Annotated in this window: 28 protein-coding genes; 20 read left to right on the forward strand and 8 right to left on the reverse strand. The window is 68.6% G+C overall.

Translation table 11 applies throughout. The features are described from left to right. The first annotated feature begins 150 nt into the window (after nt 1-150). On the forward strand, nt 151-2,739 hold the full coding sequence (locus tag G8346_RS00610; protein ID WP_166047160.1) for a mechanosensitive ion channel family protein: 2,589 nt from the start codon (nt 151-153) through the stop codon (nt 2,737-2,739). Between the two features lie 107 nt (nt 2,740-2,846). Then, entirely contained in the window at nt 2,847-3,110 is a 264-nt protein-coding gene (locus tag G8346_RS00615) for an RNA-binding protein (protein ID WP_166047162.1), read from the forward strand. A gap of 109 nt (nt 3,111-3,219) precedes the next feature. Here G8346_RS00615 and ttcA read toward each other — a convergent pair whose 3' ends face one another. Beyond that, nucleotides 3,220-4,023 carry a tRNA 2-thiocytidine(32) synthetase TtcA gene (gene ttcA, locus G8346_RS00620; RefSeq protein ID WP_166047164.1) on the reverse strand — a complete coding sequence of 268 codons (804 nt, stop codon included), beginning with the start codon at nt 4,021-4,023 and terminating at the stop codon, nt 3,220-3,222. A gap of 76 nt (nt 4,024-4,099) precedes the next feature. Between ttcA and G8346_RS00625 the strand changes: the two genes are divergently transcribed. The 8 genes from G8346_RS00625 (at nt 4,100) to G8346_RS00660 (ending at nt 10,657) form a co-directional block, all read left to right on the forward strand. Next, a complete protein-coding gene (locus G8346_RS00625; protein ID WP_166047166.1) occupies nt 4,100-5,008 on the forward strand; it encodes a metal ABC transporter solute-binding protein, Zn/Mn family in 909 nt (302 codons plus the stop codon). Further along, nucleotides 5,005-5,784 carry a metal ABC transporter ATP-binding protein gene (locus G8346_RS00630; protein WP_166047168.1) on the forward strand — a complete coding sequence of 260 codons (780 nt, stop codon included), beginning with the start codon at nt 5,005-5,007 and terminating at the stop codon, nt 5,782-5,784. The genes G8346_RS00625 and G8346_RS00630 overlap by 4 nt, the downstream gene beginning before the upstream one ends. Next, a complete protein-coding gene (locus G8346_RS00635) occupies nt 5,784-6,596 on the forward strand; it encodes a metal ABC transporter permease (RefSeq protein WP_166047169.1) in 813 nt (270 codons plus the stop codon). The genes G8346_RS00630 and G8346_RS00635 overlap by 1 nt, the downstream gene beginning before the upstream one ends. Nucleotides 6,597-6,615: 19 nt before the next feature. After that, nucleotides 6,616-6,870: a Trm112 family protein gene (locus G8346_RS00640; RefSeq protein ID WP_166047171.1), complete on the forward strand. Its 255-nt coding sequence runs from the start codon at nt 6,616-6,618 to the stop codon at nt 6,868-6,870. Nucleotides 6,871-6,929: 59 nt separating this feature from the next. Then, nucleotides 6,930-8,312 carry a TrkH family potassium uptake protein gene (locus tag G8346_RS00645; protein WP_166047173.1) on the forward strand — a complete coding sequence of 461 codons (1,383 nt, stop codon included), beginning with the start codon at nt 6,930-6,932 and terminating at the stop codon, nt 8,310-8,312. Then, nucleotides 8,305-8,715, forward strand: coding sequence for a TrkA family potassium uptake protein (locus G8346_RS00650; protein WP_166047175.1), 411 nt, complete (start codon nt 8,305-8,307; stop codon nt 8,713-8,715). Before G8346_RS00645 ends, G8346_RS00650 begins: the two co-directional genes overlap by 8 nt. A 103-nt stretch (nt 8,716-8,818) precedes the next feature. Further along, a complete protein-coding gene (locus tag G8346_RS00655) occupies nt 8,819-10,465 on the forward strand; it encodes a bifunctional GNAT family N-acetyltransferase/carbon-nitrogen hydrolase family protein (RefSeq protein ID WP_206202517.1) in 1,647 nt (548 codons plus the stop codon). 6 nt (nt 10,466-10,471) lie between these two features. After that, complete coding sequence (locus G8346_RS00660; protein ID WP_166047179.1) at nt 10,472-10,657, forward strand: CPXCG motif-containing cysteine-rich protein; 186 nt, start codon at nt 10,472-10,474, stop codon at nt 10,655-10,657. Here G8346_RS00660 and G8346_RS00665 read toward each other — a convergent pair. Continuing rightward, complete coding sequence (locus G8346_RS00665) at nt 10,654-12,213, reverse strand: L,D-transpeptidase family protein (protein WP_166047181.1); 1,560 nt, start codon at nt 12,211-12,213, stop codon at nt 10,654-10,656. The genes G8346_RS00660 and G8346_RS00665 overlap by 4 nt on opposite strands. A 118-nt stretch (nt 12,214-12,331) precedes the next feature. Between G8346_RS00665 and G8346_RS00670 the strand changes: the two genes are divergently transcribed. Further along, nucleotides 12,332-12,892, forward strand: a complete 561-nt coding sequence (locus G8346_RS00670) for a DUF882 domain-containing protein (protein WP_166047183.1) — start codon at nt 12,332-12,334, stop codon at nt 12,890-12,892. Nucleotides 12,893-12,913: 21 nt separating this feature from the next. Here the strand turns inward: G8346_RS00670 and G8346_RS00675 are convergent, their stop codons facing one another. Then, on the reverse strand, nt 12,914-13,534 hold the full coding sequence (locus tag G8346_RS00675) for an FMN-dependent NADH-azoreductase (protein WP_166047185.1): 621 nt from the start codon (nt 13,532-13,534) through the stop codon (nt 12,914-12,916). A 148-nt stretch (nt 13,535-13,682) separates the two neighbouring features. On the opposite strand from G8346_RS00675, the gene G8346_RS00680 reads away from it, so the two are divergent. From G8346_RS00680 to G8346_RS00695, 4 genes are all read left to right on the forward strand, one after another. Continuing rightward, nucleotides 13,683-15,059, forward strand: a complete 1,377-nt coding sequence (locus G8346_RS00680) for a sodium-dependent transporter (protein WP_166047187.1) — start codon at nt 13,683-13,685, stop codon at nt 15,057-15,059. Nucleotides 15,060-15,207: 148 nt separating this feature from the next. Beyond that, nucleotides 15,208-15,699: a cytochrome c nitrite reductase small subunit gene (nrfH, locus tag G8346_RS00685; RefSeq protein WP_166047189.1), complete on the forward strand. Its 492-nt coding sequence runs from the start codon at nt 15,208-15,210 to the stop codon at nt 15,697-15,699. Between the two features lie 94 nt (nt 15,700-15,793). Then, the gene (locus G8346_RS00690; RefSeq protein ID WP_240901208.1) at nt 15,794-17,398 is read left to right on the forward strand and encodes an ammonia-forming cytochrome c nitrite reductase subunit c552; all 1,605 of its coding nucleotides are present in this window, start codon (nt 15,794-15,796) and stop codon (nt 17,396-17,398) included. Nucleotides 17,399-17,458: 60 nt separating this feature from the next. Continuing rightward, a complete protein-coding gene (locus tag G8346_RS00695) occupies nt 17,459-18,142 on the forward strand; it encodes a hypothetical protein (RefSeq protein WP_166047191.1) in 684 nt (227 codons plus the stop codon). Between the two features lie 27 nt (nt 18,143-18,169). On the opposite strand, the gene msrA is transcribed toward G8346_RS00695, so the two are convergent. Beyond that, nucleotides 18,170-18,778, reverse strand: a complete 609-nt coding sequence (gene msrA, locus G8346_RS00700; RefSeq protein ID WP_206202519.1) for a peptide-methionine (S)-S-oxide reductase MsrA — start codon at nt 18,776-18,778, stop codon at nt 18,170-18,172. 101 nt (nt 18,779-18,879) lie between these two features. Next, a complete protein-coding gene (locus G8346_RS00705) occupies nt 18,880-19,866 on the reverse strand; it encodes a YafY family protein (protein ID WP_166047195.1) in 987 nt (328 codons plus the stop codon). A gap of 94 nt (nt 19,867-19,960) precedes the next feature. On the opposite strand from G8346_RS00705, the gene G8346_RS00710 reads away from it, so the two are divergent. The 5 genes from G8346_RS00710 (at nt 19,961) to G8346_RS00730 (ending at nt 24,214) form a co-directional block, all read left to right on the forward strand. After that, on the forward strand, nt 19,961-20,347 hold the full coding sequence (locus G8346_RS00710; RefSeq protein WP_166047197.1) for a hypothetical protein: 387 nt from the start codon (nt 19,961-19,963) through the stop codon (nt 20,345-20,347). Between the two features lie 69 nt (nt 20,348-20,416). Beyond that, nucleotides 20,417-22,567 (forward strand): FAD-dependent oxidoreductase, encoded by a 2,151-nt coding sequence (locus G8346_RS00715; RefSeq protein ID WP_166047200.1) that lies wholly within the window; start codon nt 20,417-20,419, stop codon nt 22,565-22,567. Beyond that, entirely contained in the window at nt 22,552-23,253 is a 702-nt protein-coding gene (locus tag G8346_RS00720; protein ID WP_166047202.1) for a glycosyl transferase family 2, read from the forward strand. The genes G8346_RS00715 and G8346_RS00720 overlap by 16 nt, the downstream gene beginning before the upstream one ends. Next, on the forward strand, nt 23,250-23,912 hold the full coding sequence (locus G8346_RS00725; protein ID WP_166047205.1) for a DUF2064 domain-containing protein: 663 nt from the start codon (nt 23,250-23,252) through the stop codon (nt 23,910-23,912). Before G8346_RS00720 ends, G8346_RS00725 begins: the two co-directional genes overlap by 4 nt. A gap of 53 nt (nt 23,913-23,965) precedes the next feature. Next, the gene (locus G8346_RS00730) at nt 23,966-24,214 is read left to right on the forward strand and encodes a hypothetical protein (RefSeq protein WP_166047207.1); all 249 of its coding nucleotides are present in this window, start codon (nt 23,966-23,968) and stop codon (nt 24,212-24,214) included. A 19-nt stretch (nt 24,215-24,233) separates the two neighbouring features. Here G8346_RS00730 and G8346_RS15040 read toward each other — a convergent pair whose 3' ends face one another. The 3 genes from G8346_RS15040 to G8346_RS00745 are packed head-to-tail and all read right to left on the reverse strand — an operon-like array spanning nt 24,234 to nt 26,653. Continuing rightward, nucleotides 24,234-25,595 carry an ATP-binding protein gene (locus G8346_RS15040; RefSeq protein ID WP_166047209.1) on the reverse strand — a complete coding sequence of 454 codons (1,362 nt, stop codon included), beginning with the start codon at nt 25,593-25,595 and terminating at the stop codon, nt 24,234-24,236. 7 nt (nt 25,596-25,602) lie between these two features. Then, complete coding sequence (locus G8346_RS00740) at nt 25,603-26,289, reverse strand: response regulator transcription factor (protein ID WP_166047211.1); 687 nt, start codon at nt 26,287-26,289, stop codon at nt 25,603-25,605. Nucleotides 26,290-26,326: 37 nt separating this feature from the next. Next, nucleotides 26,327-26,653, reverse strand: coding sequence for a PepSY domain-containing protein (locus G8346_RS00745; RefSeq protein ID WP_166047213.1), 327 nt, complete (start codon nt 26,651-26,653; stop codon nt 26,327-26,329). Nucleotides 26,654-26,694 lie beyond the last annotated feature (41 nt).

The following is a 26,694-nucleotide window of genomic DNA, read 5'->3' on the forward strand; positions in this document are numbered from 1 at the left end:
AAAAAGCGCCCGGCACGAGGCCGGGCGAACTTCAGCAAGACCAACTCCGCCGGGACCATGCGAGCCGCAGCGTGAGAAAGATCGGCCGGGGCGTTACGCTAGCGGGCAATCGTTACCAGCGGGTGACACCATGAGTCCCAGGAACAGGCCATGACTGCAGCCGATTCGCGCCGTCGCTTTCGCCCCGGGCCGGGCGCATGGCACAACCTCATGCGCGTAGCGTGGATCGGTCTTGCGCTGCTTGCAGCCGCGCCGGCCGCGGCGCAACTCCTGCCGGGGCGGAGTGCTGCCGCCGCGGAAGAGCAGGATCCAGCCCCGTCCGAGGCGGCGCCGGCCGCCGCCGCTTTCGCCATCGAGCAGTTGCCGGCCGAGCTGGACCGCTCGCGCGCCCTGGTGCGGCGAACGCTGGAAACCGCGCGTCCGCGCCCTGATGTGGAGCAAATCCGCCGGCAAACGGATGCGATGGCGGCACGCATCGCGGCAGTGGACACGCTCCAGCCGGAGACGCTGCGTAGCGCACGCGACCTGCGCAGCCTGGAGGCGGAACTCGCACAGGTCACCGCGATGCGCAGGACGATCGGTGACTGGCAATCGAGACTCAGCCGTCGCAGCGGCCAGCTGGCCGGCGCCGCCGCCGAGATCGCCAGGCACCAGGAATCGTGGCGTCTCACGCAGCAGTCGTTCAACGCCGAGGCGGTGCCGGGCGAAGTGCTGCGCAGTATCGAGGAAGTGCTGAACAGCCTCGAGGGGGCGCGGACGTCCGTCTCCCGGCAGCAGGAGTCGGTCCTGGCGCTGCAAGCCAAGTTCAGCGGCTGGGTGTCGCTGCTGGACGAACGGCTGGTGGCGATCCAGGAACGCTTCGACCAGGCACGCAGCGCGCTGTTCCATGCCGAGCTGCCGCCGATCTGGGGGGTCGGGTTCAGCATGCCGGACTTCGCCGCTTCACGCGATGCCTGGCTCGCCGAGTGGCGCTCGGCGCAGCAATACATCTACGCCAACAGCGGCGCTGTCTGGGCGCACATCGGCATGCTGGTGTTCCTGCTCGCCGGGTTCTGGCTGCTGGCGGGCAAATTGCGCAGATGGGTGGAACAGAAGCCGCAGATTGCGCAGGACCTGGTGGTTTTCCAACACCCCCTGGCTTCCGCGCTGCTGCTGACCATCCTGGCGGCGCCGTGGTTCTATCCGGATGCGCCGCAGGCGCTCGACGAGGCCCTGGGCCTGGTGCTGCTGCTGCCGCTGCTGCGAGTCATGCAGCTGGTGGTGACACCCTCCCTGCGGCAACCGGTGTATGCCGTTGCGGCGCTTTACCTGCTGGTTCGCATGAGCAGCCTGCTGAGTCCCGGGCTGGAGTTCCAGCGCTACGCCCTGCTGCTCCTCGCTGCGGCGAGCGCGATGGTGGTATTCCGGGTGTTCAGGCCTTCGGGCCCCGGGGGCCGCCTCGATGCCGGGCGGTGGTGGAGCACCGCGCGGCTGGCAGCACGATTAAGCATGCTGCTCCTGGCGGCGGCAATCATTGCCAATGTTGGCGGCCTCGTCGCGCTGTCCGGGCTGCTGACCAACGGGGTCATTGTCAGCGCCTTCATCGCCATCGTCCTGTTTGCGGGCGTGGTCGTGGCCCGCTCGATGTTCGTGGCCCTGTTCCAGACGCGCGCGCTGCAGCGGTTCAACATGGTCCGCTGGCACGCGGCCACCCTGGAACGCTGGATCATGCGCATCCTGCCGCTGGCGGCGCTGGTGGGCTGGATCACCGCAGTCGCCCGCGTCTTCCGTGTCGATTCCACCCTCGGCAGCTGGCTGGACGCCCTGCTCCACAGCTCCGCTCGCATCGGCACCATCGAGATCTCCCTGGCAGACGTTCTCAGTTTCGGCATCGCGATCTGGGTCGGTCTGCTGTTGTCGCGCTTCGTCCGCTTCATGCTCGAGATCGACGTGTTCCCGCGCATCACGCTGCCGCGCGGCGTCGCCGCCACGATCCTGATGCTGGTCAACTACACCGTGATCGGCATCGCCGTCGTGATGGCGGTGGCCGCTGCGGGGATCCAGCTGGATCGCCTCGCCATCATCGTCGGCGCGCTGTCGGTGGGCATCGGCTTCGGCCTCACGAACGTGATCAACAACTTCGTCTCCGGGCTGATCCTCGCCTTCGAGCGACCGGTGCAATCGGGCGACACGGTGGAATTCGGCACCATGTTCGGCAAGGTTTCGCGCATCGGTGTCCGTTCCAGCACGGTGCGCACCTTCGACGGCGCCGAGGTGATCGTGCCCAATGCCAACCTGATCTCCAACGAGGTGACGAACTGGACGTTGTCGGACATGCGCCGGCGTATCGAGATCCTCGTCGGCGTGGCCTACGGCACGGACCCGCACAAGGTGCTGGAACTGCTGCTCAAGGTGGCGCGGAGCGACGAGCGGATCCTGGCGGATCCCGAGCCGACAGTGCTGTTCCTCGGCTTCGGCGACAGCTCGCTGGATTTCTCGTTGCGCGCGTGGACCGACGACTTCAACGAATACCTCATCATCAAGAGCGACCTGACGCTGGCCGTGCACGACGCCATCTACGCTGCGGGTATAGAGATCCCCTTCCCGCAACGCGATCTTCACCTGCGCTCCATCGACCCCGCAGCCGTCGCGCGCATCGGCCCCGTGGAAAAGGCCCCGGTCGGCGCAGATGGGAACGGCGGCGAACAGCAGGCCGCGGATGCCGCGACGCAGCAAGAAAGTCCGCCCAAGCCGGGCTGAAGCGCGGTCGCCGCGCGGCGCTTTGCGTGCCGCGCCGGCTGTCGTATGCTTTGGCCGTGCCGTCGCTTGACGGCTGGTATCCGTGAAGTCCCTGAGAGCCTGTTGAGATGAAGTCAATCTACGTGGGCAACCTGCCCTTCTCCGCCACTGAAGACGAAGTGCGCGGCCTCTTTTCTCCCTTTGGCGAAGTGGAATCGGTGAAGATCATCACCGACCGCGAGACCGGGCGGCCGCGCGGCTTTGCCTTCGTCGACATGGCCGACGATGGAGCCGACAACGCCATCAAGGCCCTGGAGGGCCACCAGATGGGTGGTCGTGCGCTGAAGATCAACGAGGCTCGTCCGCGGGCGCCTCGGGCCCCGCGGTTCTGATCGGGCGGAAGCTCGCAAGGGCTTCCGGCTCCGGCCCTCATGCTGCCACCGCCGCACACGCCGGCGGCCAGTTTCTTTTAGCTCTCGCTGCCGGTGGAATCCCGTCCTGTCATGGCCGGGGGCTCGGAGCCAGCGCAGCAAAATCGAACAATCCGGTATCCATCAACTGCGAGGGCGCGACGTTGCCCAGCGCCGCGGCGATCGACTCGATGCGGCGCGGGTGCGCCCGCTCCCACTCCGCCAGCATCGCCTTGATCTCCTTGCGCTGCAGCGTTTCCTGGCTGCCGCACAAGTTGCAGGGGATGATCGGGAATTCCTTCGCCGTTGCGTAGCGCGCCAGCTCGCGCTCGCGGCAATAGGCGAGCGGCCGGATCACCACGTTGCGCCCGTCGTCGCTCTTCAGCTTGGGCGGCATCGCCTTGAGCGTACCGCCGAAGAACAGGTTCAGGAACAGCGTCTCGATGATGTCGTCGAGATGGTGTCCGAGCGCGATCTTGGTGAAGCCGTTCTCCGCAGCGAAGGTGTACAGCGCGCCGCGCCGCAGGCGGGAGCACAGTCCGCAGGTGGTCTTGCCCTCGGGGATCACCCGCTTCACCACGCTGTAAGTGTCCTGTTCCAGGATGTGGAACGGAACGCCCAGGGCCGTCAGGTAATCCGGCAGCACGTGGGCCGGGAAACCGGGCTGCTTCTGGTCGAGATTGACGGCCACCAGCTCGAAAGACACCGGCGCGGCGCGCTGCAGCGCCAGCAGCAGGCTGAGCATGGCGTAGCTGTCCTTGCCGCCGGACAGGCACACCATGACGCGATCGCCGTCGACGATCATGCCGTAGTCCTCGATCGCCTTGCCGACCTGGGTACGCAGCCGCGACTCCAGGCGACGGGCGGTGGCGGAGATCTCGGGCAAAGCGCTCATGGGGCCTCCTGTGCAGGGCGCGCATTGTAACGGATACGCGGCACCCGGCAGCCGGGCACGGGGGTAGAATAGCGGGATGCCTGCCAAGCCCCTGTTCCTGCTCTGCGTCCTGCTGCTCGTGTCCGGCCCCGCCGCGGCGCAATCCTCGCCCTTGCAGATCGTGGTCAGCGTCCTGCCGCAGCAATACCTGGTCGAGCGGATTGCCGGGGACCGGGTCGAGGTGCTGACGCTGGTGCAGCCGGGCGACAACGAGGCCACCTACTCGCCCGGGCCGGCCACCCTGGCCGCGCTGGACGCGGCCCGGCTGTGGTTCACTCTCGGCGTGCATTTCGAGCAGGTGTGGCTGGAGCGAATCACCCGCGACCGCCCGGCGCTGGAGGTGGTCTCGCTGGCGGCGGGGCTGCCGCTGCGCGCGGTGGAGGCGAGCTGGACGGCCGGGCGCCCCGAGCACGGCGAAACCCACGACCACGACCATGCCGGCCTGCCCGACCCGCACACCTGGACCGACCCACGCCTCGCCGCGCGCATGGCCGTGCGCATCGCCGAGACCCTGGCGCGGCTCGATCCGGACGGGGCGGACTTGTTCCATGCGCGCGTCGAGGCGCTGCGCTCCGAGCTGCTCGAGTTGCACGAGGAGATTGCCGCGCGGTTGGCGCCGGTGCAGGGCGAAGCATTCATCGTGTTCCATCCTTCCTGGGGTTACTTCGCCGACGCCTACGGGCTGCGCCAGCTGCCCATCGAGATCGGCGGCCGCGAGCCCGGCCCGCGCGGTCTGGCGGAGCTCATCACGCGGGGCCGCGAGGCTGATGCCCGGGTCGTCTTCGTGCAGCAGCAGTTCAGCCAGCGCAGCGCCCGCGCCGTGGCCGAGGCCATCGGCGCCGAGGTGGTCGAGGCCGACCCGCTGGCGCTCGACTACATCGACAACCTGCGTGCCGTGTCCCGGCGCATGCTCGAGGCGCTGTCGCCCGAGGGCGCCGCGCCATGACCGTCGCGCTGTCCTTCAGCAAGGTCAGCTTCGCCTTCGGCGACGGCCCCGACGTGGTGCAGGACGTGGACCTGGAGATCGGCGAGCACGAGGTCATCGGCCTCATCGGTCCCAACGGCGGCGGCAAGAGCACGCTGCTGAAGCTCGCCGCCGGCCTGCTGAAACCGCGCCAGGGACAGGTGCGCGTGTTCGGCCGCCCGCCACACGAGGCGCGCGACGAGATCGGATACGTACCGCAGTTCGCGCACTTCGCGCGCGACTTTCCCATCACCGTGGCGCAATCCGTGCTGCTCGGGCGCATCGGCAGCGGCTTCGGGCTGCGCTGGAGTCCGGCGGACCGGGCGGCCGCCACCCGCGCCATCGAGGAGACCGAGCTGGGCGCCCTCGCCGAACGGCCGATCCGCGCCCTGTCCGGCGGCGAGTTGCAGCGGGTGCTGATCGCGCGCGCTCTTGCGGCCGAGCCGCGCCTGCTGCTGCTGGACGAGCCGACCTCCAACCTCGACCAGCGCGCCGAGGAAGACATGTTCACCCTGCTGGGACGGCTCAGCGACCGCATGGCGATCGTGCTGGTCTCCCACGACGTCGGCTTCGTCACGGACTTCGTGCATCGCGTCGCCTGCATCAGCCGCACCCTCATCTGCCACGGCACCTCCGAGTTGAGCGGGGAGGTGATCAACGAGCTCTACGGCCATCCCGTGCGCGCCGTGCAACACGAGCACGGCCACGAACACGGTCATGGGCACGCCCAGGCCCACCCACGCCCGGACGTGAAGTGATGGAGTTCTTCACTGCCCTGCTGGAGCACGACTTCCTGCAGCGCGCGCTGGCCGGCGGCCTGCTCGCCGTGATCGGCTGCGGCATCGTCGGCAGCTACGTGGTGGTGCAGCGGATCAGCCTGCTGGCGGGCGCCATTGCCCACGCCGTGCTGGGCGGCATGGGCATCGCCTGGTACTTCGGCGCCCAGCCGATCATCGGCGCGCTGATCGCGGCGGTCATCGCCGCCCTGGTCATCGGCTGGGTGAAGCTGCGCTTTGCCGAGCGCGAGGACACCGCCATCTCCGCCATCTGGGCGCTGGGCATGGCGGTCGGCATCCTCTTCATCGCGCGCACGCCGGGCTACAGCGTCGACCTCATGGGCTACCTGTTCGGTAACCTGCTGATGATGTCGAGCAGCGACATCAAGCTCATCCTCGCACTGGACCTCGTGATTATCGGTCTGGTCGGGCTGTTCTACCGCCAGTTCCTCGCCGTGTGCTTCGACCCCGAGTTCGCGCGCGTGCGCGGGCTGCATGTCGAGCGTTACTACCTGCTGCTGCTGGTGCTGGTGGCGCTCACCGTGGTGATGCTGATCCAGGTGGTGGGCCTGATCCTGGTGATCGCGCTGATGACCCTGCCGGCGGCCATCGCGGGGCGCTTCATCCATTCCCTGGCCGGCATGATGGGGCTGGCGGTGCTGCTCGGCATGGCTTTCACGGCCGGCGGGCTGGCGCTGTCCTACGCCCCCGACCTGCCCTCCGGGCCGGTTATCATCGTGCTCGCCGGCTTGAGCTACCTGGTCGCCGCCTTCCTACGCCGCGGCGCCCGCTGAACCCGAACGGAGCCTGACCATGATCGATCCCAAGCTCGTCGCCATCCTGCGCTGCCCGGTGAGCCGCGAGGCGCTCAGCATCCTGCCGAAAGACCGCCTGCGCCAGCTGAACGCCGCCATCGAGGCCGGCGAGCTCGCGCACGCCGACGGCCGCAAGGTCGAGGCGCCGCTGGAGGAAGGTCTGGAAACGGCAGACGGCGCCCGCGTCTACCCGGTGCGCGACGGCATCCCCATCATGCTGGCCGACGAGGCGATCACGCGGCCGCAGGCCTGACTTCGCCCGGGCGGGGGGCGGCCGACACCGCCCGCGGCAGGGACTACACTTAGGCCGCCATGCAACGCCATTTCGTGAAGTTCGCGGGCACGCTGGCGGCCTACCCGGCGCACACCCTGTTCGCCTGGTACGGGGCGCTGATGCTGGCCGGCACGCTGTTGCTCCTGTTGCCTGCATGCCGCGCGGCCGGCGCAGACCCGTTCACCTTCACCGAGGCGTTGTTCACCGCCACCAGCGCCGCATCGGTGACCGGCCTGATGGTCATTTCCACCGAGACCCAGCTCAGCTTCACCGGCCAGGCCGTGGTGCTGGGCCTCATCCAGCTCGGCGGGCTCGGCGTCATGTCCATCGGCACGCTGCTGTTCGTCAGCATCACCGGGCGCCAGCCGGTGCGCTTCCACGTGCTGACGAAGGAAACGCTGGGCGCGCCGCTGGGCGCCGACATCAGCCGGCTGATCCTCATGGTGATTGCCGTGACGCTCGTGATGGAGGCCGTCGGTACCGTGGCCCTGTTCCTTGCACGACTCGGCGACGGGCCGATGACGGAAGTCCTGTGGTGGGCCGTGTTCCATGCCGTCTCGGGTTTCTGCAACGCCGGGATTTCACTGCAGGACGCCAGCCTGGCGCCGTGGTCGGGCGACCCGGCGGTGATTCTCACCATGGCCGCGCTGATCGTCGCGGGCGGCCTCGGCTTCCCGGTGCTGCTGGACCTGCTGCACCTGCGCCGTGAAGCGCAGGACCGGCGCAGCCTGCGCTTCCACACCCAGCTGGTGCTCGTCGTCTCTGCGGTGCTGGTCGTCGGCGGGGCCCTGTTCCTGTGGGGGGTGGAGCGCAACGGCGCCTTTGCCGGCATGTCGGCCGGCGAGACCGCGCTCGCCGCCCTGTTCCAGAGCGTGACGGCGCGCACCGCGGGTTTCTCCACCCTGCCGATGGAGGCGTTGGCCTATCCGTCCCTGTTTGCGCTGCTGCTGCTGATGTTCGTCGGCGGCGGCGCCTGCTCCACCGCCGGCGGCATCAAGGTGTCCACCTTTGGCGTGCTGACGCTGCAGGGGCTGGCCCTGGCGCGGCACAAGTGGCAGGCCGCTGCGTTCGGCCGCCGCGTGCCGGACCGCATGATCGGCGCGGCGATGGCCGTGCTCTCCGTCTACACGCTGGTACTGCTGGCCGGCCTGATGCTGCTGCTGATCCTGGAGTCACACAACCTGGCGCACTCCGGCGGCGGCGGGCATTTCATGGACCTGATGTTCGAGGCCACCTCGGCGCTGGGCACGGTCGGGCTGTCGACCGGCATCACTGCCGAGCTCGGCGAGGGCTCGCGCATCGTGCTGGTGCTCATGATGCTGCTCGGGCGCGTGGGCCCGCTGGCCATGGCGTCCATGTTGCTGCAGCGGCCGCAGGGGCCGAAAATCCGTTATCCGGAAAGCGAGGTGATCGTTGGCTGAGAAACATTCCAGGTTCGTCGTCATCGGGTTGGGGCGCTTCGGCTCCGCCCTGGCAAAACGGCTGGCGAAGAACGGGCACCGGGTCACCGGCGTGGACGTCGACGAGGAGGCAGTGCAGGCCGTCGAGGACTGCCTCGCCAACGCGCTGGTCGCCGACGGCGCCGACGAGGAGGTGCTGAAAACGCTGGACCTGCCCAACGCCGCGGCGGTATTCATCTCGCTGGGCGACCATGCCAATCGCAGCATCGTCGCCACCATGTTTGCGCTGGAGCTCGGTGCGCAGCGCGTGATGGTGAAGGGCATCGACGCGCTGCACGCCAAGATCCTGCGCAAGCTGGGCAAGGTGGAGGTGTTCTTCGCCGAGGAAGCCATGGCGCGCTACATCGCCGACCACGTCGTCTGAATCTCGTTCAGCACCGACCCAACTGGCAGCCCGTCCGCCCGGGCAGTACCCTTGTGGGCTATTCTGCGACAAGAGCAACCACCGCGTGAGCGAAGAATCCGGCATGAAGATCGAACTCGGGCATCTCAAGCTCGAGGACTACCAGGAACTGCGCAAGGCGATGGAAGAGGCCTACGCCGGCATCGGCGGGGACTACTGGCCGCACGAGGCCATCGCCCGCCTGCTGGACCTGTTCCCGGAAGGCCAGCTGTGCGTGAAGGTGAACGGCAAGGTCGTGGCCTCGGCGCTCTCGCTCATCATCGATTATGAAGAGTTCGGTGATCGCCACACCTTTCGCGACGTCACCGGCAACTACAGCTTCAACACCCACGATCCCGAGGGTGACGTGCTCTACGGGATCGAGGTCTTCGTGCACCCGGAATACCGTGGCATGCGCCTGGCGCGGCGGCTGTACGACGCTCGCAAGGAGCTGTGCGAGAACCTCAACCTGCGCGCCATCATGGCCGGCGGCCGCATCCCGAACTACGAGAAATACGCCGAGCGCATGACGCCGCGCGAGTACATCGAACAGGTCCACCTGAAGAACATCTATGACCCGACCCTGACCTTCCAGCTCTCCAACGGTTTCCACGTCAAGAAGCTGCTGCGCAACTACCTGGCGCGCGACACCCAGTCGCTCGGTTACGCCACCCTGCTGGAATGGAACAACATTTATTACGAGGAGAAGCCGAAGCTCATCAACCGTCCGCGCAGCGTGGTGCGCGTCGGCCTGGTGCAATGGCAGATGCGGCTGTTCAAGGACCGCGAGGCGCTGATGGACCAGGTGGAGTTCTTCGTCGACGCCATCTCCGCCTACAAGGCGGACTTCATCCTCTTCCCGGAATTCTTCAACGCGCCCTTGATGGCGGAGTACAACAACCTCGACGAGCCCAAGGCCATCCGCGAGGTCTCCAGGCACACCGACTGGATCCGCCAGCGCTTCCTCGAGCTGGCCGTGTCCTACAACATCAACATCATCGCCGGCAGCATGCCGCTGGTGGAGCACGAGCGGCTCTACAACGTCAGCTTCCTGCTGCGCCGGGACGGTACCTGGGACCAGTCGCGCAAGATCCACCCCACGCCGGACGAGATTTCCATCTGGGGCATGTCGGGCTGGGATCGGGTCCCGGTGTTCGACACCGACTGCGGGCGCATCGGCATCCTCATCTGCTACGACTCGGAGTTTCCCGAGCTGGCGCGGATCTGTGCCGAGCAGAACATGCATATCCTGTTCGTGCCTTTCCTCACCGACACGCAGAGCGCCTACATGCGCGTGCGTCTGTGCTCCCAGGCGCGCGCAGTGGAGAACGAGTGCTACGTGGCCATCGCCGGCTCGGTCGGCAACCTGCCCCAGGTCCACAACATGGACGTGCAATACGGGCAGTCGGCGATCTTCACGCCCGCCGACTTCGCCTTCCCCACCAACTCCATCAAGGCCGAGGCCACGCCGAACACGGAGATGACCATCATCGCCGACCTCGACATGGACCTGCTCAAGGAGTTGCACGAGATCGGCAGCGTCACCAACCTCAAGGACCGGCGCAAGGACCTGTACGAGATCGTCCTCAAGGCGCCGCTGGCGGACAGCGACCTGGAGGCCGAGCGGCGCCGCGAAGAGCTAGCGCAAATCGTTTCCGACCAGGACGAGGCCGACGAACAGGCTGCAGTGGATGCCGCCGAGGCGCTGAAAGCGGCCTCGCACGAGGACTGAAGGGGCGTGCTCGAGACCTGCACTATCGATTGCCCTTACTGCGGGGAAGCGATCGAGATCCTGGTCGACTGCTCAGTGGCAGAGCAGTCCTACGTCGAGGACTGCATGGTGTGCTGCCAGCCCATCCTGCTGCATGTCGCAGTTGCGCCCGACGGGGAACCCAGCGTGGCTGCCGAGCCGGAGAACGGCTAGTCCGCCAGCCGCGCGCCAGGGAAAGGCGCGTCGAGCGCCGCCAGAACCGCCGGGTCCCGCTCGTAAACGTCACTGGCGAAATGGATCCGGCCGTCTTCCGGAACGGCCGTCCCGTACAGGGTCAGCACGGGAATCGGCCGCGGCAGGGCAATCGTCACCGTCTTCCCGCTGCTTAGCGCCGCGTCCATGCGCTGCTGCTCCACCTCGTTCCCGTCCAGCAGGATCGTTGCCAGCTCGAGCGGGCGCTGGATGCGAATGCAGCCCGAGCTGAAACTGCGCTCGGCGCGCGAGAACAACTCGCGCTCCGGCGTGTCGTGCATGTACACCTGGTGGGGGTTCGGGTACATGAACTTCACCCTCCCCAGGGCGTTGTTCGGCCCGGGCGCCTGGCGGATGAAATAAGGCGGACGCGTGCCGGACACGCGCTGCCAGTCCACGGTCCAGGGGTCGATGATCTGCCCGCCGAAGTCCAGCACCTGCATGTTGCGGCGCTCGAGCACGCCCGGGTCACGGCGGATCTGCGGCAACAGGTCCTCCCGGAAAATGGTCGGCGGCACGGTCCAGGTCGGGTTCACCTCCAAGTGCGTCATGGTGGCGCGAAAGATCGGCGTCTGGCGGTAAGGCCGCCCGACCACCGCACGCGTGGTCCAGAGCAGTTCATGGCCCTCGCGCAGCAGCACGCGAAAGCGGGCGATGTTGACCAGCAGGAATCGCTCGTCGAGATCGCGAAAAACCCAGCGTGCGCGCTCCAGGTTCACCCGCAGCTGGTCGATGCGCGCCTCCACCGGGACGTTCATGGCCGCGCGCGTGCGTTTCCCCACCACGCCGTCGACCTGCAGCTCGTGGCGCAGCTGGAACAGGCGGACGGCAGCCTCGAGCTCCGCGTCGAACAGGAAAGGGTCCGCGGGCGTGGACACCACGGCCAGGTCGCCGCTGGCAGCGAGGCGCGCGCGCAGCTCCGGTACCTGCGGCGAGGTCATGCCCGGGCGGAGCGTCTCTCCCGGGGAGACCGGCGGCCAGCCGCCCAGGGCAGCCAGTTCACGATAGTGCGCGAGATGGTGCATGAGTCCGCGGTAGTAATCGCTGTCAGGAGCCTGGGCCGCCAGGGCGGACCCCGGGTGCGCGGCCCCGAGCACCTGCTCGAGCAGCGCGACACGCTGCAAGTCATTGAGCCTGTTATTGAAGTTCCAGCTGGCGTGGAACTTTTCGGGATCCACCTTGCCGAACCGGAGGTGCGCCGCCAGGCGCGCAACGGCAGCGGTGGCGAGCAGGTCCAGCTGGACGTGATCGACACGGCCAAGGGAAGCCCCGCGCAGGGCCTCGAGGGCTTCGAGGTGGTAATCCTCCGGGCTCAGGCCGTGCTCGAAGCTGGCGCGAATGGCCTCGAGCAGTGCATCCAGCCTGGGGCCGGAATCCCATGCCGGGCGATAGTCCCGGCGCTGGTAAAAAACGCCAAGCAGTTCAAGGTCCGAGAGCGGCTGCCCGGCGATCATGGGTTCTGCGGCCAGGTCCACCAGCGCGGCGCGCAGCTCGATCGAGGGGCTGGGCGGCGCCACAAAAGCTTGCGCTACCGACCCCATGCCGGGGTAAATTAGCGCCCCCAACGCCACCGCGATGGCGCGAAGACTGATTATGCCGACCAGGGCCAGCGGAGTCGGTGACGGAGACAGAGCCATGTGTGAACAGTGTGATGACATCCTGGGCGGCCACGGGCACACGCGCCGTCGCCTCGTGTTCGGAGGCGCAGCCGCCGGTGCGCTGTTGCTGGCCCCGGCAGCGGCACTGGCCGCACGGCCGCGCGCTCTTGAGCTCTATCATACGCACACGGGCGAGAAGCTTCGCGTCACCTACGCCGAGGGCAATCACCACCTGCCCGACGCGCTGGAGGAGATCAGTCGTTTCCTGCGCGATTTCCGCAGCGGGGAGGCGCATCCCATCGATCCTGGCGTGCTCGACATCCTGCACCGTGTGCAGGAGCTGACCGGCGGCCGCGGTCCGTACGAGATCATCTCGGCCTACCGCTCGCCGCAAACCAACCAGATGCTCAGGAACAACAGCAGCGGCGTGGCGCAGCGCAGCCTGCACATGGAAGGCAAGGCCATCGACGTGCGCCTGCGCGGCGTCGACACCCGCCAGCTGCGCGAAGCGGCGCTCGGGCTGCAGGCAGGGGGCGTGGGCTACTACCGCGACTCCGACTTCGTGCACGTCGACACGGGCCGCGTCCGCTACTGGTAGCCGCACCTCGCGGCGCAGCGCTCAGGCCGCCAGCAGGCGGTCGATCTCAGTCCGGGCCTGCGCCTGCTGCGCAGCCGCCGTGGCGGCATCGATGGCCTGGCCCTCGGCGTGGACGAAGTGGATGTCGTCCAGGCCCATGAAGCGGAAGAAGCTGTCGATCTGCGCCTCCTGCAGGTCCTCACCGGTGGTATTCCCGGCGCCCTGCCGGTAGAAACCGCCGCGCGCGGTCACCGCCACCACCATCTTCCCGGATAGCAGCCCCTCCTGGCCGTTGGGACCATAGCGAAAGGTGCGGCCCGGGCGACTCACGAGGTCGAACCAGGCCTTGAGCCCCGAGGTCACGGAGAAGTTGTACATGGGGGCGCCGACGAGCACGACGTCCGCGGCCTCGAGCTCCTCCAGCAAGCGGTCGGACAGCGCCGCCGCAGCCTGCTGGCGCGCATCCCGGGCTGCTTCGATCACGGCTGCCGCCTCCAGCGTGAAGGCATCCGGATGCGGCGGGGGCGACAGGCCGAGATCGCGCCGGACCACGATGCCCGCGGGCACGCGCTCGCACCAGCGCTGCACGAAGTACGCGCTCAGGCTGCGAGTGACGCTTTCTTCCAGCCGCGGGCTGGAATCGATGTGCAACAAGGTGGGCAATGGAGGCTCACGAAACAGGCCGGGCGGGGCCGGCAGGGCACTAGGGTAAATCCTCGGGCGCGACGATGCAGCCCCGTATTCGCTATTATCCGGCGCTTGGAGCCGGCGCCAGACCGGCCGCAGGCCCGGGGAGCGAGGGGAGAAGGTGATGCAACAGGGGAACGGCGGACCGCATGAGAACTGGTCATCGCGGCTGGTGTTCCTCATGGCGGCCGTCGGGGCGGCCGTCGGCCTGGGCAACCTGTGGAAGTTTCCCTACACCGCCGGCGTCAACGGCGGGGCCGCCTTCGTGCTGGTCTACCTGGTGGCAGTGGCCGCGGTCGCCGTGCCGGTGGTCATCGCCGAGCTGATGATCGGCCGGCGCGGCCGCATGAGCCCGCCCAACAGCTTCCTCGCCCTGGCGCGCGAGGCCGGCGCCAGTCCCGGCTGGCGCTTCGTCGGCTGGATGAACCTGCTCGCCGTATTTCTCATCCTGTCCTTCTACAGCGTCATCGCCGGCTGGGCGCTGGCTTATGTGCCGAAGCTCGCGCTGGGGCATTTTCGTGGCGCCTCAACGGACCAGGTCGCGGCGGAGTTCTCCGCACTGCTCGGCTCGCCCGGCACGCTGGCGCTGCTGCACGGCCTGTTCATGGCGCTGACGGTGAGCATCGTGGCCGTGGGCCTGAAACGCGGCATCGAGCGCGCCGTGCGCTTTCTCATGCCGGCACTGCTGCTGATGCTGATCGCGCTGGTGCTGTACGCGGCGATCGAGGGCGACATGGCGCAAACCGTGCGCTTCCTGTTCCAGGCGGACTTCTCCAAGATCAACTCGGGCGTCGTATTGCAGGCCATCGGCCAGGCATTTTTCTCGGTCAGCGTCGCCATGGGGCTTCTGATCACTTATGGCGCCTACCTCGACCGGGAGACGCGGCTCGGTTCCTCCGCCATCTACATCGCTGGGGCAGATACCTTCGTCGCCCTGATGTCCGGCCTGGCCATTTTCCCCCTGGTGTTCGCCAATGCCCTCGATCCCGCCGAGGGCCCGGGCCTGATCTTCGTCACCCTGCCGATCGCCTTCGGCCAGATGCCGGCCGGCGCCTTGTTCGGGGCCCTGTTCTTCCTGCTGGTGCTGGTCTCTGCGCTGACCTCTTCCATCGCCATCCTCGAGCCCATGGTGTCCTGGGCCGAAGAGCATGCCTGGCTGAAGCGCGGCCCGGCCGCCATAGCCGCCGGCGCGCTGGCCTGGGTGGTCGGCCTGGCCACCGTGTTCTCATTCAACCTCTGGGCCGGATGGTTCCCTCTGGGCCGCTTCGAACGCTTCCGCGAGTCCACGGTGTTCGACCTGATCGACTACTTCACTTCCAACCTGCTGCTGCCGCTCGGCGGCGTGCTGATCGCGGTGTTCGTCGGCTGGGTGTTGTCTGCCGAGACCACGCGCCAGGAAGTGGGTGTGCACGAAGGCTGGGGCTTTCGCGCCTGGCGCTTCGCGCTGCGTTACATCGCGCCGCTCGGCGTCGGCTGGGTGCTGTTCGCCAGCCTGGCCTGATCGAAAACACTTCTCGCGGCGTCCCTGCGCCACTCGCGCGACTGGCAAGCCGGGAAATATGAACTATTCTTCGGATACTGCGTATTGCCGGTCCGGCGCTTCTTCGTAAAACTGGGCGCAGTAAAGATATATTTCATATGCGTGAATTATGAGCGTGCCTCCCCCCGCCGCTTCCTCCAAGACTTCCGGATTCCGCGTTCTTGCCTTCGCCACCGCAATCGCCATCGGCGTGCTGGGCGGGCTCGGCGTATTCACCCTCGGCTACGGCGACGGCCTGTCGTACCTGACCAAGGATCCGACGGCCTGCGCCAATTGCCACATCATGCAGGATCACTTCGATTCCTGGGTGCAATCGAGCCACCACGACGTGGCGGCTTGCGGCGACTGCCACCTGCCGCACGACTTCGTCGGCAAGTGGTTCACCAAGGCCGACAACGGGTTCTTCCATGCGCTGGCGTTCACCACCGGTGACTTCCACGAACCCATCCAGATCAAGGCACGCAACCGGCGCGTAACCCAGAACGCGTGTCTCTCCTGCCACGGCGAACTGGTCAACGCCCTGCTCCCGGCAGAGCACGGCGGCGACATGCAGCTGTGCGTGCATTGCCATAGCGACGTCGGCCATGCGGGCCGGCGCTAGACACACCTTGAGGTCCATGATGATGAAGACAGCACCCGGGAACAGCCGCCGACCGAGCCATGGAACGGCGGACACTCAACGCGGGAACACCCTGTTGCTCGGCCTTGTGTTCGTGGTCGCGATCGTCGCCACGATCCTGGTGACCTATGTGCTGGTCACGATGTTCAGCCACAAGCAGGACGCGCGCCAGCCTTTCGTGCGCGTGACCGAGGTCAGCGAGATCAGCACGGACCCGGAGCCCTGGGGCCAGAACTGGCCGCGCCAGTTCGACGGCTGGAAGTCGACCGCAGGCGACGAGTTCTACGGCGGCAGCAGCGCCCTGCCCGAAAGCAAGCTCGACCACCAGCCCTGGCTCAAGCGCCTCTATGCCGGCTATGCCTTCAGCATCGATTACCGCGAGGCGCGCGGCCATGCCTACATGCTTTACGACCAGGGCGTGACCGAGCGCGTCACGCAGAAGCCGCAGGCCGGCGCCTGCCTGCATTGCCATGCTTCGACCACGGTGCTGTATCGCCGCGTCGGACTCGAGGCGATGGGCGAGGAAGTGACCGAAGAGAAGCTGGCGGCAGACTTCAACATGCCCGCGGTGATCCGCGGCTTCGAGGAACTGAGCCGGAAGCCCTACCAGGAAGTGCTGGCGATGCTCTACGCCACGCCTGACGGCACGCCGGGCGAAAACGAGCCGGTGTTCCCCATGGCCCCGACGGGCGGCTTCACCGGCGAATATGCCGGCCAGCAATTGCCGGAAGGCCACGAGATGATCGGCGAGGCGCATCCCGTGACCTGCATCGACTGCCACGACCCGGAGACCATGTCGATCCGCATCACTCGTCCCGGCTTCATGCAGGGCATCGCGGACCTCGCCGCGGGCGACGGCGATGCGTCCCACCTGCCGAGCGTGGAGAAGTGGCGCGCGGGCAGCCGTGCCGAGCCCTACGACCCGAACAAGCTGGCGACGCGCCAGGAGATGCGCTCCTTCACCTGCGGGCAGTGCCACGTGGAGTACTACTGCGCCAACAAGGACACGCTGACTTTCCCCTGGGGGGAGGGCCTGGCGGTCGAGGACCTCGAGCAGGTCTGGAGCGAGAAGGTATTCCCGGACGGCACGCCGTTCTTCGACTACAAGCACGGCGAAACCGGCGCGCCCGCCTTCAAGGCGCAGCACCCGGAGTTCGAGCTGTGGAGCCAGGGCATCCATGCCCGCAGCGGCGTGAGCTGCGCGGACTGCCACATGCCTTATGAGCGCGAGGGCGCCATGAAGGTCAGCAACCACAACGTGCGCAGCCCGATGGAAAACATCAATGGCGCCTGCCAGACCTGCCACAACGTCAGCGAGGACGAACTGCGCAACCGCGTAGAGACCATCCAGGCGCGCACCGTGTCCCTGACCAACCGCGCCGGCGAGGCGGTGACCGAGATGCTCGACGCCATCATGGAGGCCAAGGCCGCCGGCGCCACCGACGCCGACCTGGAGGAAGTCTTCGACCTGCAGCGCAAGGCCATGTGGCGGCTGGACTACATCAGCAGCGAGAACTCGAAGGGCTTCCATGCCGACCAGGAGGCAGCCCGGATCCTGGCGGAGTCGATGGACTTCAGCCGCCAGGCCCAGGCCGCCGCGCTGCGCTGGCGCGCGCCCGAGGCGCCCAGCACCGAGGACCTGCCCACCGAGCCGGTGCAGGGCGTGACGCCGGGAGAATAGTCGGGTGTAATCTGCGCTTTTGGGGAGCGCGCCATGCGGGCCAGGCTGTTACATGGAAGGATGACCCGGCGCGCTGCCCCTGCGGTGCTGCTCCTGCTGGCGGGCGCCGCCACGCTCTCCGGCTGCGCCCAGCCCGTCAAGGTGCAGGGCGAGTGGCAGGAAGGAGTGCCCCGCGACCAGTCCTTCGAGCGGGTGCTCGTGGTCGGGGTCAGCCCGGATTACAACCAGCGCTGCGCCTTCGAAGGCTTCGTCGCCAACCAGGTGCGCAGCGAGGCCACGACCGTATTCACCAGCTGCCGAGTGCTCTCCAGCAAGGAGCCGCTGACGCGCGAGAATGTCGAACGCGCGATCGCTGAGCGCAACGCGGATGCCGTGCTTGCCACCTTCCTGATCGCCGCCGAGGTCGAAGCCAGTGAAGGCGGCAGCAGCGAAACCCGCGGCGACGGCTACTACAAGCCCACGGGCTTTGATTACGAAACCGGCTACTACGGCGGCTATGGCGCCTACCGCAGCTACGGCGTCTATGGCGTGCCGGTCGTTTACGGCGAATTCCGCACCGCGCCCCCGATCACCACCGTGCAGGGCTCGGTGGAGATCGCCAGCAGGTTGTACGAGACGGCCGGCGCCACCCTGGTCTACGAACTGGTCACGACCGCGCACGACCTGGAATCGCGCGCCGGCGGGCTCGCCGAGGTGTCCGGAGCGATCGCAGACCGCCTGCGCAAGGACGGCCTGGTCCGCTAGGCCGAAGTCACCCTCGGCACGCTTGCCTCAGCCCGGGCAGGACACCCCGGTGCCACCCAGCCCGCAATAGCCACCCGGGTTCTTCGCGAGGTACTGCTGGTGGTAGTCCTCGGCGAAATAAAACGCCGGCGCGGAACGGATCTCGGTGGTGATGGCGCCGCGTCCCGCCGCTGCCAGCGCCTCCTGGTAGGCCGCCGCGGACGCTACGGCCAGCGCCTGCTGGCTTTCACCATGGGTGTAGATCGCCGAGCGGTACTGGGTGCCCACGTCGCCGCCCTGGCGCATGCCCTGCGTCGGGTCGTGCACCTCCCAGAACACCTTCAGCAGCTCCGCGTAGCTGGTTTCGCGGGGATCGAACACCACGCGCACCACCTCGGCGTGGCCGGTCCGACCCGAGCACACTTCCTCGTAGGTGGGGTTCGGCGTGAAGCCGCCGGCATAGCCCACCGCGGTGACCCAGGCGCCGGGGGCCTGCCAGAAGCGGCGCTCGGCGCCCCAGAAGCAGCCCAGCGCGAATTCCGCCACCTCCATCCCGGGCGGATAAGGCGGCTGCATCGGGCGGCCGTTGACGAAATGGCTCGCCGGTACGGGCAGCGGCTCGGCGCGGCCGGGCAGCGCCTCCTCGGGCGTGATCATGCGGGTCTTTTTTTCCAGCAGGGCGGAGAGCACGTGCGGTAGCTCCTCGAGGCGTAGATGAACCGTCAGACAAGATTTTCGCCGCGGGGTTGCAGCGGGATTCAGTACCCGCCACGCACCTCGTAGCGGGCGCGCGCCTCGGCGAGACGGTCGGACACCAGGCGCGCCAGGGGTTCCGGGGCCAGGACCTCGACGTCCGGGCCGTACTTCAGGATATCCATCACCAGTTCGCGCGGATCGCTGTACGGGACCTTGAGCAGGTAGGAACCGTCCAGCTGGAACTGCCCTTCCTGTTCCGGGTGCCAGCTCTCGCGCGCCACCCAGCGGGCGCGGTCCGGCGTGAACTGCAGCACCGCGGTCTCGGTACGCGCCCCGGAAAAAATGCCGAAGCCGGAGCCGAGGTGACGGTCGAGCCGTGCCTCCGAGATCTCGCGCGCGCTGCGCTCCAGCATCTCGGCGTCCACGATGGCGTCGGCCGAGAACGTGCGCAGCGCCTGCCGCTCATGACACCAGGCGTCCAGGTACCAGTTGTCCCGATAGTGCACCAGCCGCTGCGGCGAGAGGGTGCGCTCAGTGGTCTCATCGCGCACCCGGCTGTAGTGGCGGATGCGCAGGCGCTTGCGGGAGAGCACCGCCGAGGCCAGGACCTGGAAGCACTCCGGCTCCACCGGACGGCTGCCGACCTCGAGGACGCGGATGCGATGCCCCACGTCCTCGGCCGAATGCTCGCCGACCTCGATGAGGCGCCGGATACGGTCCCGCAAGGGCCGCACGTGGGGCCCGAGCAAGCCGGGCTGCAGCCCGTCGAGCAGCTGCTCCATCGCCAGCAGGGCATAGATCTCGCCGGCATTCAGCCACAGGCCGGGCAGCTCGTAGTTCTGGTGTTCCCCGTCGTCGGCGGCGAGACGGTAGCCACCGGCCTCGGCGTCCCAGAGGATCGGGGCGTCCATGCGATCGCGCAGGTATTCGAGGTCGCGCTTGAAGGTCGCACGCGACACCTGCAGCGCCTCGAGAAAGGCGTCGCGCGACACCACCCGCCGCTCCTTGAGCAGGCGGATGATCTTGTGGAAGCGCTCGGAACGATCCATGGCCCCGTGCATCAGCCGTTTGATGCATCATAGCCGGGCCCGGCCGGTAACGGGTACCGTGCACTGCAGCGGAACGCCACGTGGAGGAGAGAACATGCCTGACAAGAAGAGCGCGAAGAAGGCGACCAGCAACAAGCCCCTGGAAGTCACCGTCAGCATCAACGCAGCCGGCGCCGTGCAGGTGACACCGGACTGCCTGACGGTCCAGGAAAGCGACCAGCGCATCCGCTGGAAGCTCGATGCGGAATCACGGCAGAAGTGGCGCCTGGTGGGCACCTGCTGGTGCGGCGACGGCACGCCCCCGGCGGACGAGTTCCATGACTGGCTGCACGAAAAAGACCGCATCCTGGTCACGGACCGCAACCAGACTGAGGGCTCGTGGCAATACGGCCTGCTGTACAAGCTCAAGAAGGCCAAGAAGGGCGAGCCGCCGCGGGTCTTCGACCCGGTGATCAGGAACGAGCCGCCGCACATGCGCTGAGCGTTCCGGTAATGTTCCGCGACTTTGCCGGGTCTCATGACACGTACGACCCGACAGTCCGGAGACAAGATGAAAGCTAACGGCAGGAGTTACTGGCGCTGGATCGCAGCGGGGCTGATTGCGGCCGTGCTCATCGTGCTGTGGGCCTCCGGCGCGGGCGACGCGCTCACCCTGGAGCGACTCAAGGCGCAACAGGTCGCCCTGCAGGACTGGACCGAGGCGCGACCGCTGGTGGCTTCGCTGGCGTTCGGCCTGCTCTACATCGCCGTGGTGGCGCTGTCGATCCCCGGAGCCGCGGTGATGACCCTGGCCGGCGGCGCCGTGTTCGGCTTCCTGCACGGCCTGGTGCTGGTCTCGTTCGCCAGCACCCTCGGCGCCACGCTGGCGTTCCTGGTCGCCCGCTTCCTGCTGCGCGCACCGCTGCGCCGGCGCTATGGCAAGCGGCTCGAGGCCATCGACGCGGGCATTCACCGCGACGGCGCCTTCTACCTGTTCACGCTGCGCCTGGTGCCGCTGTTTCCCTTTTTCATGATCAACCTGCTCGCGGGACTGACCGGCCTGCGCACCTGGACTTTTTTCTGGGTCAGCCAGGTCGGCATGCTTCCGGGCACCGCGGTCTATGTTTACGCCGGCACGCAGCTGGCGCGCATCGAGTCCCCGGGCGACGTGTTCTCGCCCGGGCTGGTCGCCGCCTTCGCCCTCATCGGCGTCATGCCGCTGCTGACGCGGTGGCTCGCGCGCTGGCTGCAGGGACGCCGCGTCTATCGCGGCCACCGCCGCCCGCGACGCTTCGATTACAACCTGGCCGTGATCGGCGCCGGCTCCGCGGGGCTGGTGACGGCCTACATCGCTGCGGCCGTCAAGGCGAAGGTCGCGCTGATCGAGAAGCACCGCATGGGCGGCGACTGCCTGAACACCGGCTGCGTGCCCTCCAAGGCGCTGATCCGCTCGGCGCGCCTGGTCGCGGACGCCCGGGATGCACGGCACTACGGCATCGACAAGGCCGAAGTGCAATTCGATTTCGCCCGCGTCATGGACCGGGTGCAGGACGTGGTGCGCCAGGTCGAGCCGCACGACTCCGTGGAGCGCTACACCGGACTCGGTGTCGACGTGGTGCAGGGCACGGGCCGGTTGGTGTCGCCGTGGGAGATCGAGGTCGACGGCCGGCGCATCTCGGCGCGCAACATCGTCATCGCCACCGGGGCGCGCCCGCTGGTGCCGGCGCTGCCGGGCCTCGACCAGGTGGACTACCTCACCAGCGACACCGTCTGGGCGTTACGCGAGTTACCGCAGCGCCTGGTGGTGCTCGGCGGCGGGCCCATCGGCGCGGAGCTGGCGCAATGCTTCCAGCGCTTCGGCAGCGAGGTGACCATCGTCGAGATGGCGCCGCGCCTGCTGCCGCGCGAGGACGAGGACGCCGCGCAGCTGCTCGCCACGGCCCTGCAGGCCGAGGGGCTCAAGCTGGCGACGGGTCACCGCGCGGTGCGCGTGGAGACGGCGAACGGGGCGCATCAACTGCTTTGCGAGCATGACGGCCGCGAAGTCGCCCTGCCCTTCGACCGCCTGCTCATCGCGCTGGGCCGGCGGCCGAACACCGAGGGCTTCGGCCTCGAGGCGCTGGGTGTGACGCTGGGCGAGCGCAACACCGTCGCCGTCGACCGCCTGTTGCGCAGCAATTTCCCCAACATCTACGCCTGTGGCGACGTCGCCGGCCCCTACCAGTTCACGCACGTGGCGTCGCACCAGGCGTGGTATGCGGCGGTCAACGCCCTCCTGTCGCCCTTCTGGTCCTTCCGTGCCGACTACCGCGTGATTCCCTGGGCCACCTTCACCGACCCCGAGGTGGCGCGCGTCGGGCTCTCGGAAGACGAGGCCAGGGCGCAGGGCGTGGCGCACGAGGTCACGCGTTACGACATCGGCGACCTGGACCGGGCCATCGCGGACGGCACGGCCCGGGGTTTCGTGAAGGTGCTGACGCCCCCCGGCAAGGACAAGATTCTCGGCGCCACCATTGTCGGCCCGGAGGCGGGCAACCTGGTCGCGGAGTTCGTCCTCGCCATGAAGCACGGGCTCGGTCTCAACAAGCTGCTCGGCACCATCCATATCTATCCGACCCTGATGGAAGCCAACAAGTACGCTGCCGGGGCGTGGAAACGCGCGCACGCGCCCGCCGCTGCATTGCGCTTCGCCGCGCGTTTCTTCGCATGGCGGCGCGGCTGAAGCTGTCCGTCATCGTCCCGGTCGGTCCCGGCGACCGAGCCTGGACGGGACTGCTGCGCGACCTCGCGGCGCTCGCGGCCGACGCGGAAATCATCCTCGTGGCGCCCACCGGCGCTGTGCCGCCCGGCTTCGACGCACGAGCCTACGGCCTGCGCGTTCCGGCGCGCTGGCTCGAGGCGCCGGCCGGCCGGGCGCGCCAGCAGAATGCGGGGGCCGCGGCTGCGGCCGGCGGCGTACTCTGGTTCCTGCACGCTGATTCCCGCCTGCCGGCGCGCACCCTCGACGCGGCACTCGGTTTCGCGCGCGACGACGCGCTGGGCTACTTCCGCCTGCACTATCTCGACGACGGTCCGTGGGCCGCCCGGCTCAATGGCTTCGGCGCCGGCGTGCGCAGCCGCTGGGCGGGGCTGCCCTTCGGCGACCAGGGCTTCATCCTGTCGCGCAGCACCTTTGTGCGCCTGGGCGGCTTCGACGAGTCATTGCCTGCCGGCGAGGACCATGCGCTGGTATGGACGGCGCGCGTCGCGGGGATTGCGCTGGTGGACCTGGGCCAGCCTGTCCACAGCAGCGCGCGCCGCTACCGCGAGCAGGGCTGGCTGCGCACCACCCTGCGGCATGCCGGGCTGACGCTGTCCCAGGCCCGGCGCTTCCGCGCCATGGCCGTGCGCAAGCATGCTGGACGATGAGCGTCGGCGCCGCCATTTTCGTCAAGACGCCCGGACTGTCGCCGCTCAAGACGCGGCTGGCGGCGGCCATCGGCACGGCGGCCGCCACCGCGTGGTACCGCGCGGCCGCGGCAGCCACGGGCGCCGTGACCCAGCGCGTCGCGACGCTCGCCCCGTACTGGGCCGTGGCCGAGGATCCGGCGGCGAGCGGCAGCGCCTGGCCCGGGCTGCCGCTGCTGGCGCAGGGCGCGGGTGATCTCGGCGCACGCATGGGCCGCGTACACACGATGCTGGTCGAGCGCCACGGCGCCGGCCTGCTGCTCGGCGCCGACACGCCGCAACTCGATCCGGCCGTGCTGGCCCGCGCCGCCGCATGGCTCGACGATCCCGCGCCGCACCTCGTCATGGGCCCGGCACGCGACGGCGGCTTCTGGCTCATCGGCGCCAATCGTCTCCTCGACGAGACGGCATGGACCGAAGCCCCTTGCGGCACCGCCGAGACGGCGGCCGGGTTTCGCGCCGCCATGGCGGGCGCCGGCGCATGGCTGGAACTCCCCCCCCTGACCGACGTCGACGAGCGTGCGGACCTGGCGCCGATGCTGGCGGAACTGGCGCAACTGGCGGCGCCGCTGCCGGCGCAGCAGCTGCTTGCCGATGCCTCGCGCGCCTACATCGGTTAGTCTTCCAGGTTGCACGCACCGAAGCAGTCACCCGGAACAAGAAGGAGCGCGGGATGGCAAAGACCCAACGCAAGGCCGGCCTCGACATCGTGGTCAAGGTGACCGACAGCGAAGAAAACCTGCGCGGCCGCTTTCTGATCTCCGCCGGCAGCCTGTACTACTTCCGCAAGAGCGCGCGCGAGCCGTCCCGGCGCTACTCCTGGCGCCAGCTGATCGAGATGATCGAGGAGCACGAGGCCGCGCGCGGCGCGGCGAAAAAGGCCGGCGCCCGGCGCGCCGTCTCGCGCAAAGGCAAGGCCTGAGGCGAGTGCCCGGCCGCCCTCAGGCGCCGGGCAGCCGCAGGCTGATGGCGGCTCCGCCGAGGTCGGAGCGCTCCACCGAGATCTCGCCGCCGTAAGCCTTGACCAGTTCGCGCGCCACGGCGAGCCCGATGCCCTGCCCGGGGTGGCTCTCGTCCAGGCGGGCGCCGCGGGTGAGCGCTTCTTCCGCGCGCTCCGGCGCCATGCCGGGCCCGTCGTCCTCCACCCGCAGCCGGATCGATCCCGGCGCGCCCGCATGGCCGCTCACGCGCACCCGGGTGCGGCCGTATTTCCAGGCGTTGTCGAGCAGGTTGCCGAGGATTTCCTGCAGGTCGCCTTCCTCGCCGCGGAAGCGCAAGCCTTCCGGCACATCGATGTCGCAGCGGGTGACGCGCTCCCGGTAAACCTTGTCGAGAATCGCGGCGAGGTCTCGCACCACCGGCGCGACCGGCACCGGTGCGAGCCCCACCCGCCCGGCGCTGCCGGCGGCCGCCGCGCGGCGCAACTGCCAGCCGATGATGCGATCCATGCGCTCGAGTTCCGTTCGCACGGCATCCACCTCGCCACCGGCGGCAGCGCCGTGTGCCGGCAGCAGCGTCCGCACCGCGGCCAGCGGCGTCTTCAGGCTGTGCGCCAGGTTGCCCAGGCTTTCCTGGTAGCGTCGCTGGCGCTCCCGCTCGTGGCGCAGCAGCGTGTTCAGGTTGTCCGCGACACCGCTGAGCTCCTCCGGCCAGCCGGCCGAGAGCTGGTCGCGTTGTGCCGTCTCCATTTCATGGATTTCCTGCTCGATGCGCCCAAGAGGACGCATCACGCGGCGTAATACGAATGCCAGCAGCGCCAGGGTTGCGGCGGCCAGGGCACCGAACCAGCTCACCAGGCCGAAACGGAACGCGCGGCGTTGCGCCAGCCAGGTCTCGAGGCCCTGGGCCACGACGAAGCGATAGGACTCGGTGTGCCCGTCGTCGAACTCCCACTCGATCACCAGGCTGCTCAGCGCCAGGCCGGGCCCGTCCGGCTGCGCCTGCACCCAGCCATCGCGCGCGCCGGGCGCGCCGGCCGGCGGCAGCTCCAGCTCCAGGCCGAGCGCCGAGGGCGAGCGCCACACCGGCTGCCCGGCCCCGTCGCGGATCTCGGCATAGAGCCCGGAGCCCGGCCGCAACATGCGCCCATCGGGGGGCTCCGGCAACACCAGGCCCGGCCCGTCCGGCGCCGGCTCGGCCACGGCAATCATCGCCAGCAGCTGGGCCTCGAGCACCTGGTCGCGCGCCCTGGTCAGGCTCGCGTCCAGGCTCCATTCCAGCACGACCACCGTGGCACCGAAAAAAACCAGCAGGGCCACGGCCAGGCTCAACAGCACACGCGAGCGCAGCGAGTTCCTGGTCACGCCGCCGTCAATCCCCGCTCACCGGTTTGAGGGCAAAGCGGTAACCGCGCCCGCGCAGCGTCTCGATCGGCTTCAGCGTGCCGTCCGGGTCGAGCTTGCGGCGCAGGCGGCCGACGAACACTTCGACCGTGTTGCTGTCGCGATCGTAGTCCTGTTCATACAGGCGATCGATGAGCTCGGCGCGGGACACCACCTGCCCGGCGCGCAGCACCAGGCATTCCAGCAGTCGGTACTCGAAGCTGGTGAGCTCGACCGGCTCGCCGGCACGTTCCACGCGCTGCGCGCCCGGCTCGAACCTGATGACGCCGAAATCCAGCACCGGCTGCGACCATCCCGCGGCCCGCCGTACCAGCGCCTCCAGGCGCGCCAGCAGCTCCTCGGTATGGAACGGCTTGACCATGTAGTCGTCGGCGCCCGCCTTCAGGCCGGCCACCTTGTCCTGCCAGCGGTCGCGCGCCGTCAGGATCAGGACCGGCAGGTCGCGGCCGTGCCCGCGCAGCGCGGTGATGAGGTCCATCCCGGACATCTGCGGCAGGCCCAGGTCCACCACCGCCACGTCGGGCGACATCTCTTCGGCAAAGTACAGCCCCTCGCGCCCGTCCGCCGCCTCGTCGACCTGCCAGCCCGCCGCGCGCAGGGCCGCGGCCAGGCCATGGCGCAGGGTTTCGTCGTCCTCGACCAGCAGTGCACGCATCTCTTTCCTCCGCCATCACGCCCTGCGGCGCGGGGAATCAGTACATCCGCCCGGTCTCGGCATCGACGTGCATGGTGCGCACGCGGCCGTCTTCGGTGAGCACGCGGATGCGGTGCACGGCGCGGCCCTTGTCGCGCTTGGTCTCCGCGCGCAAGACCTGCCCGCCGGTGCGTTCCTGCACCATCCGGGTGGCTTCGGCCAGGCTGACCTTCTCCGCGGCCTGCGCCATGCGCAGCACCTGCGGAGACGAGGTCACCGCGGGCGCGGCCCCGCTGCCCAGGGGCGCGAGAGCGCAAAAAAGCGCCACCGCCAGGCCGGCGAGTCGGTGGCCGTGGCGGCGGCGCGTGCTGGTGGGCTGGTACATGGGCGGCTCACTTCCTGTCTGTGCTGTGCACAAGGGTGAAA

Source organism: Thioalkalivibrio sp. XN279 (assembly GCF_011089885.1).
Classification (GTDB): domain Bacteria; phylum Pseudomonadota; class Gammaproteobacteria; order Steroidobacterales; family XN24; genus XN24.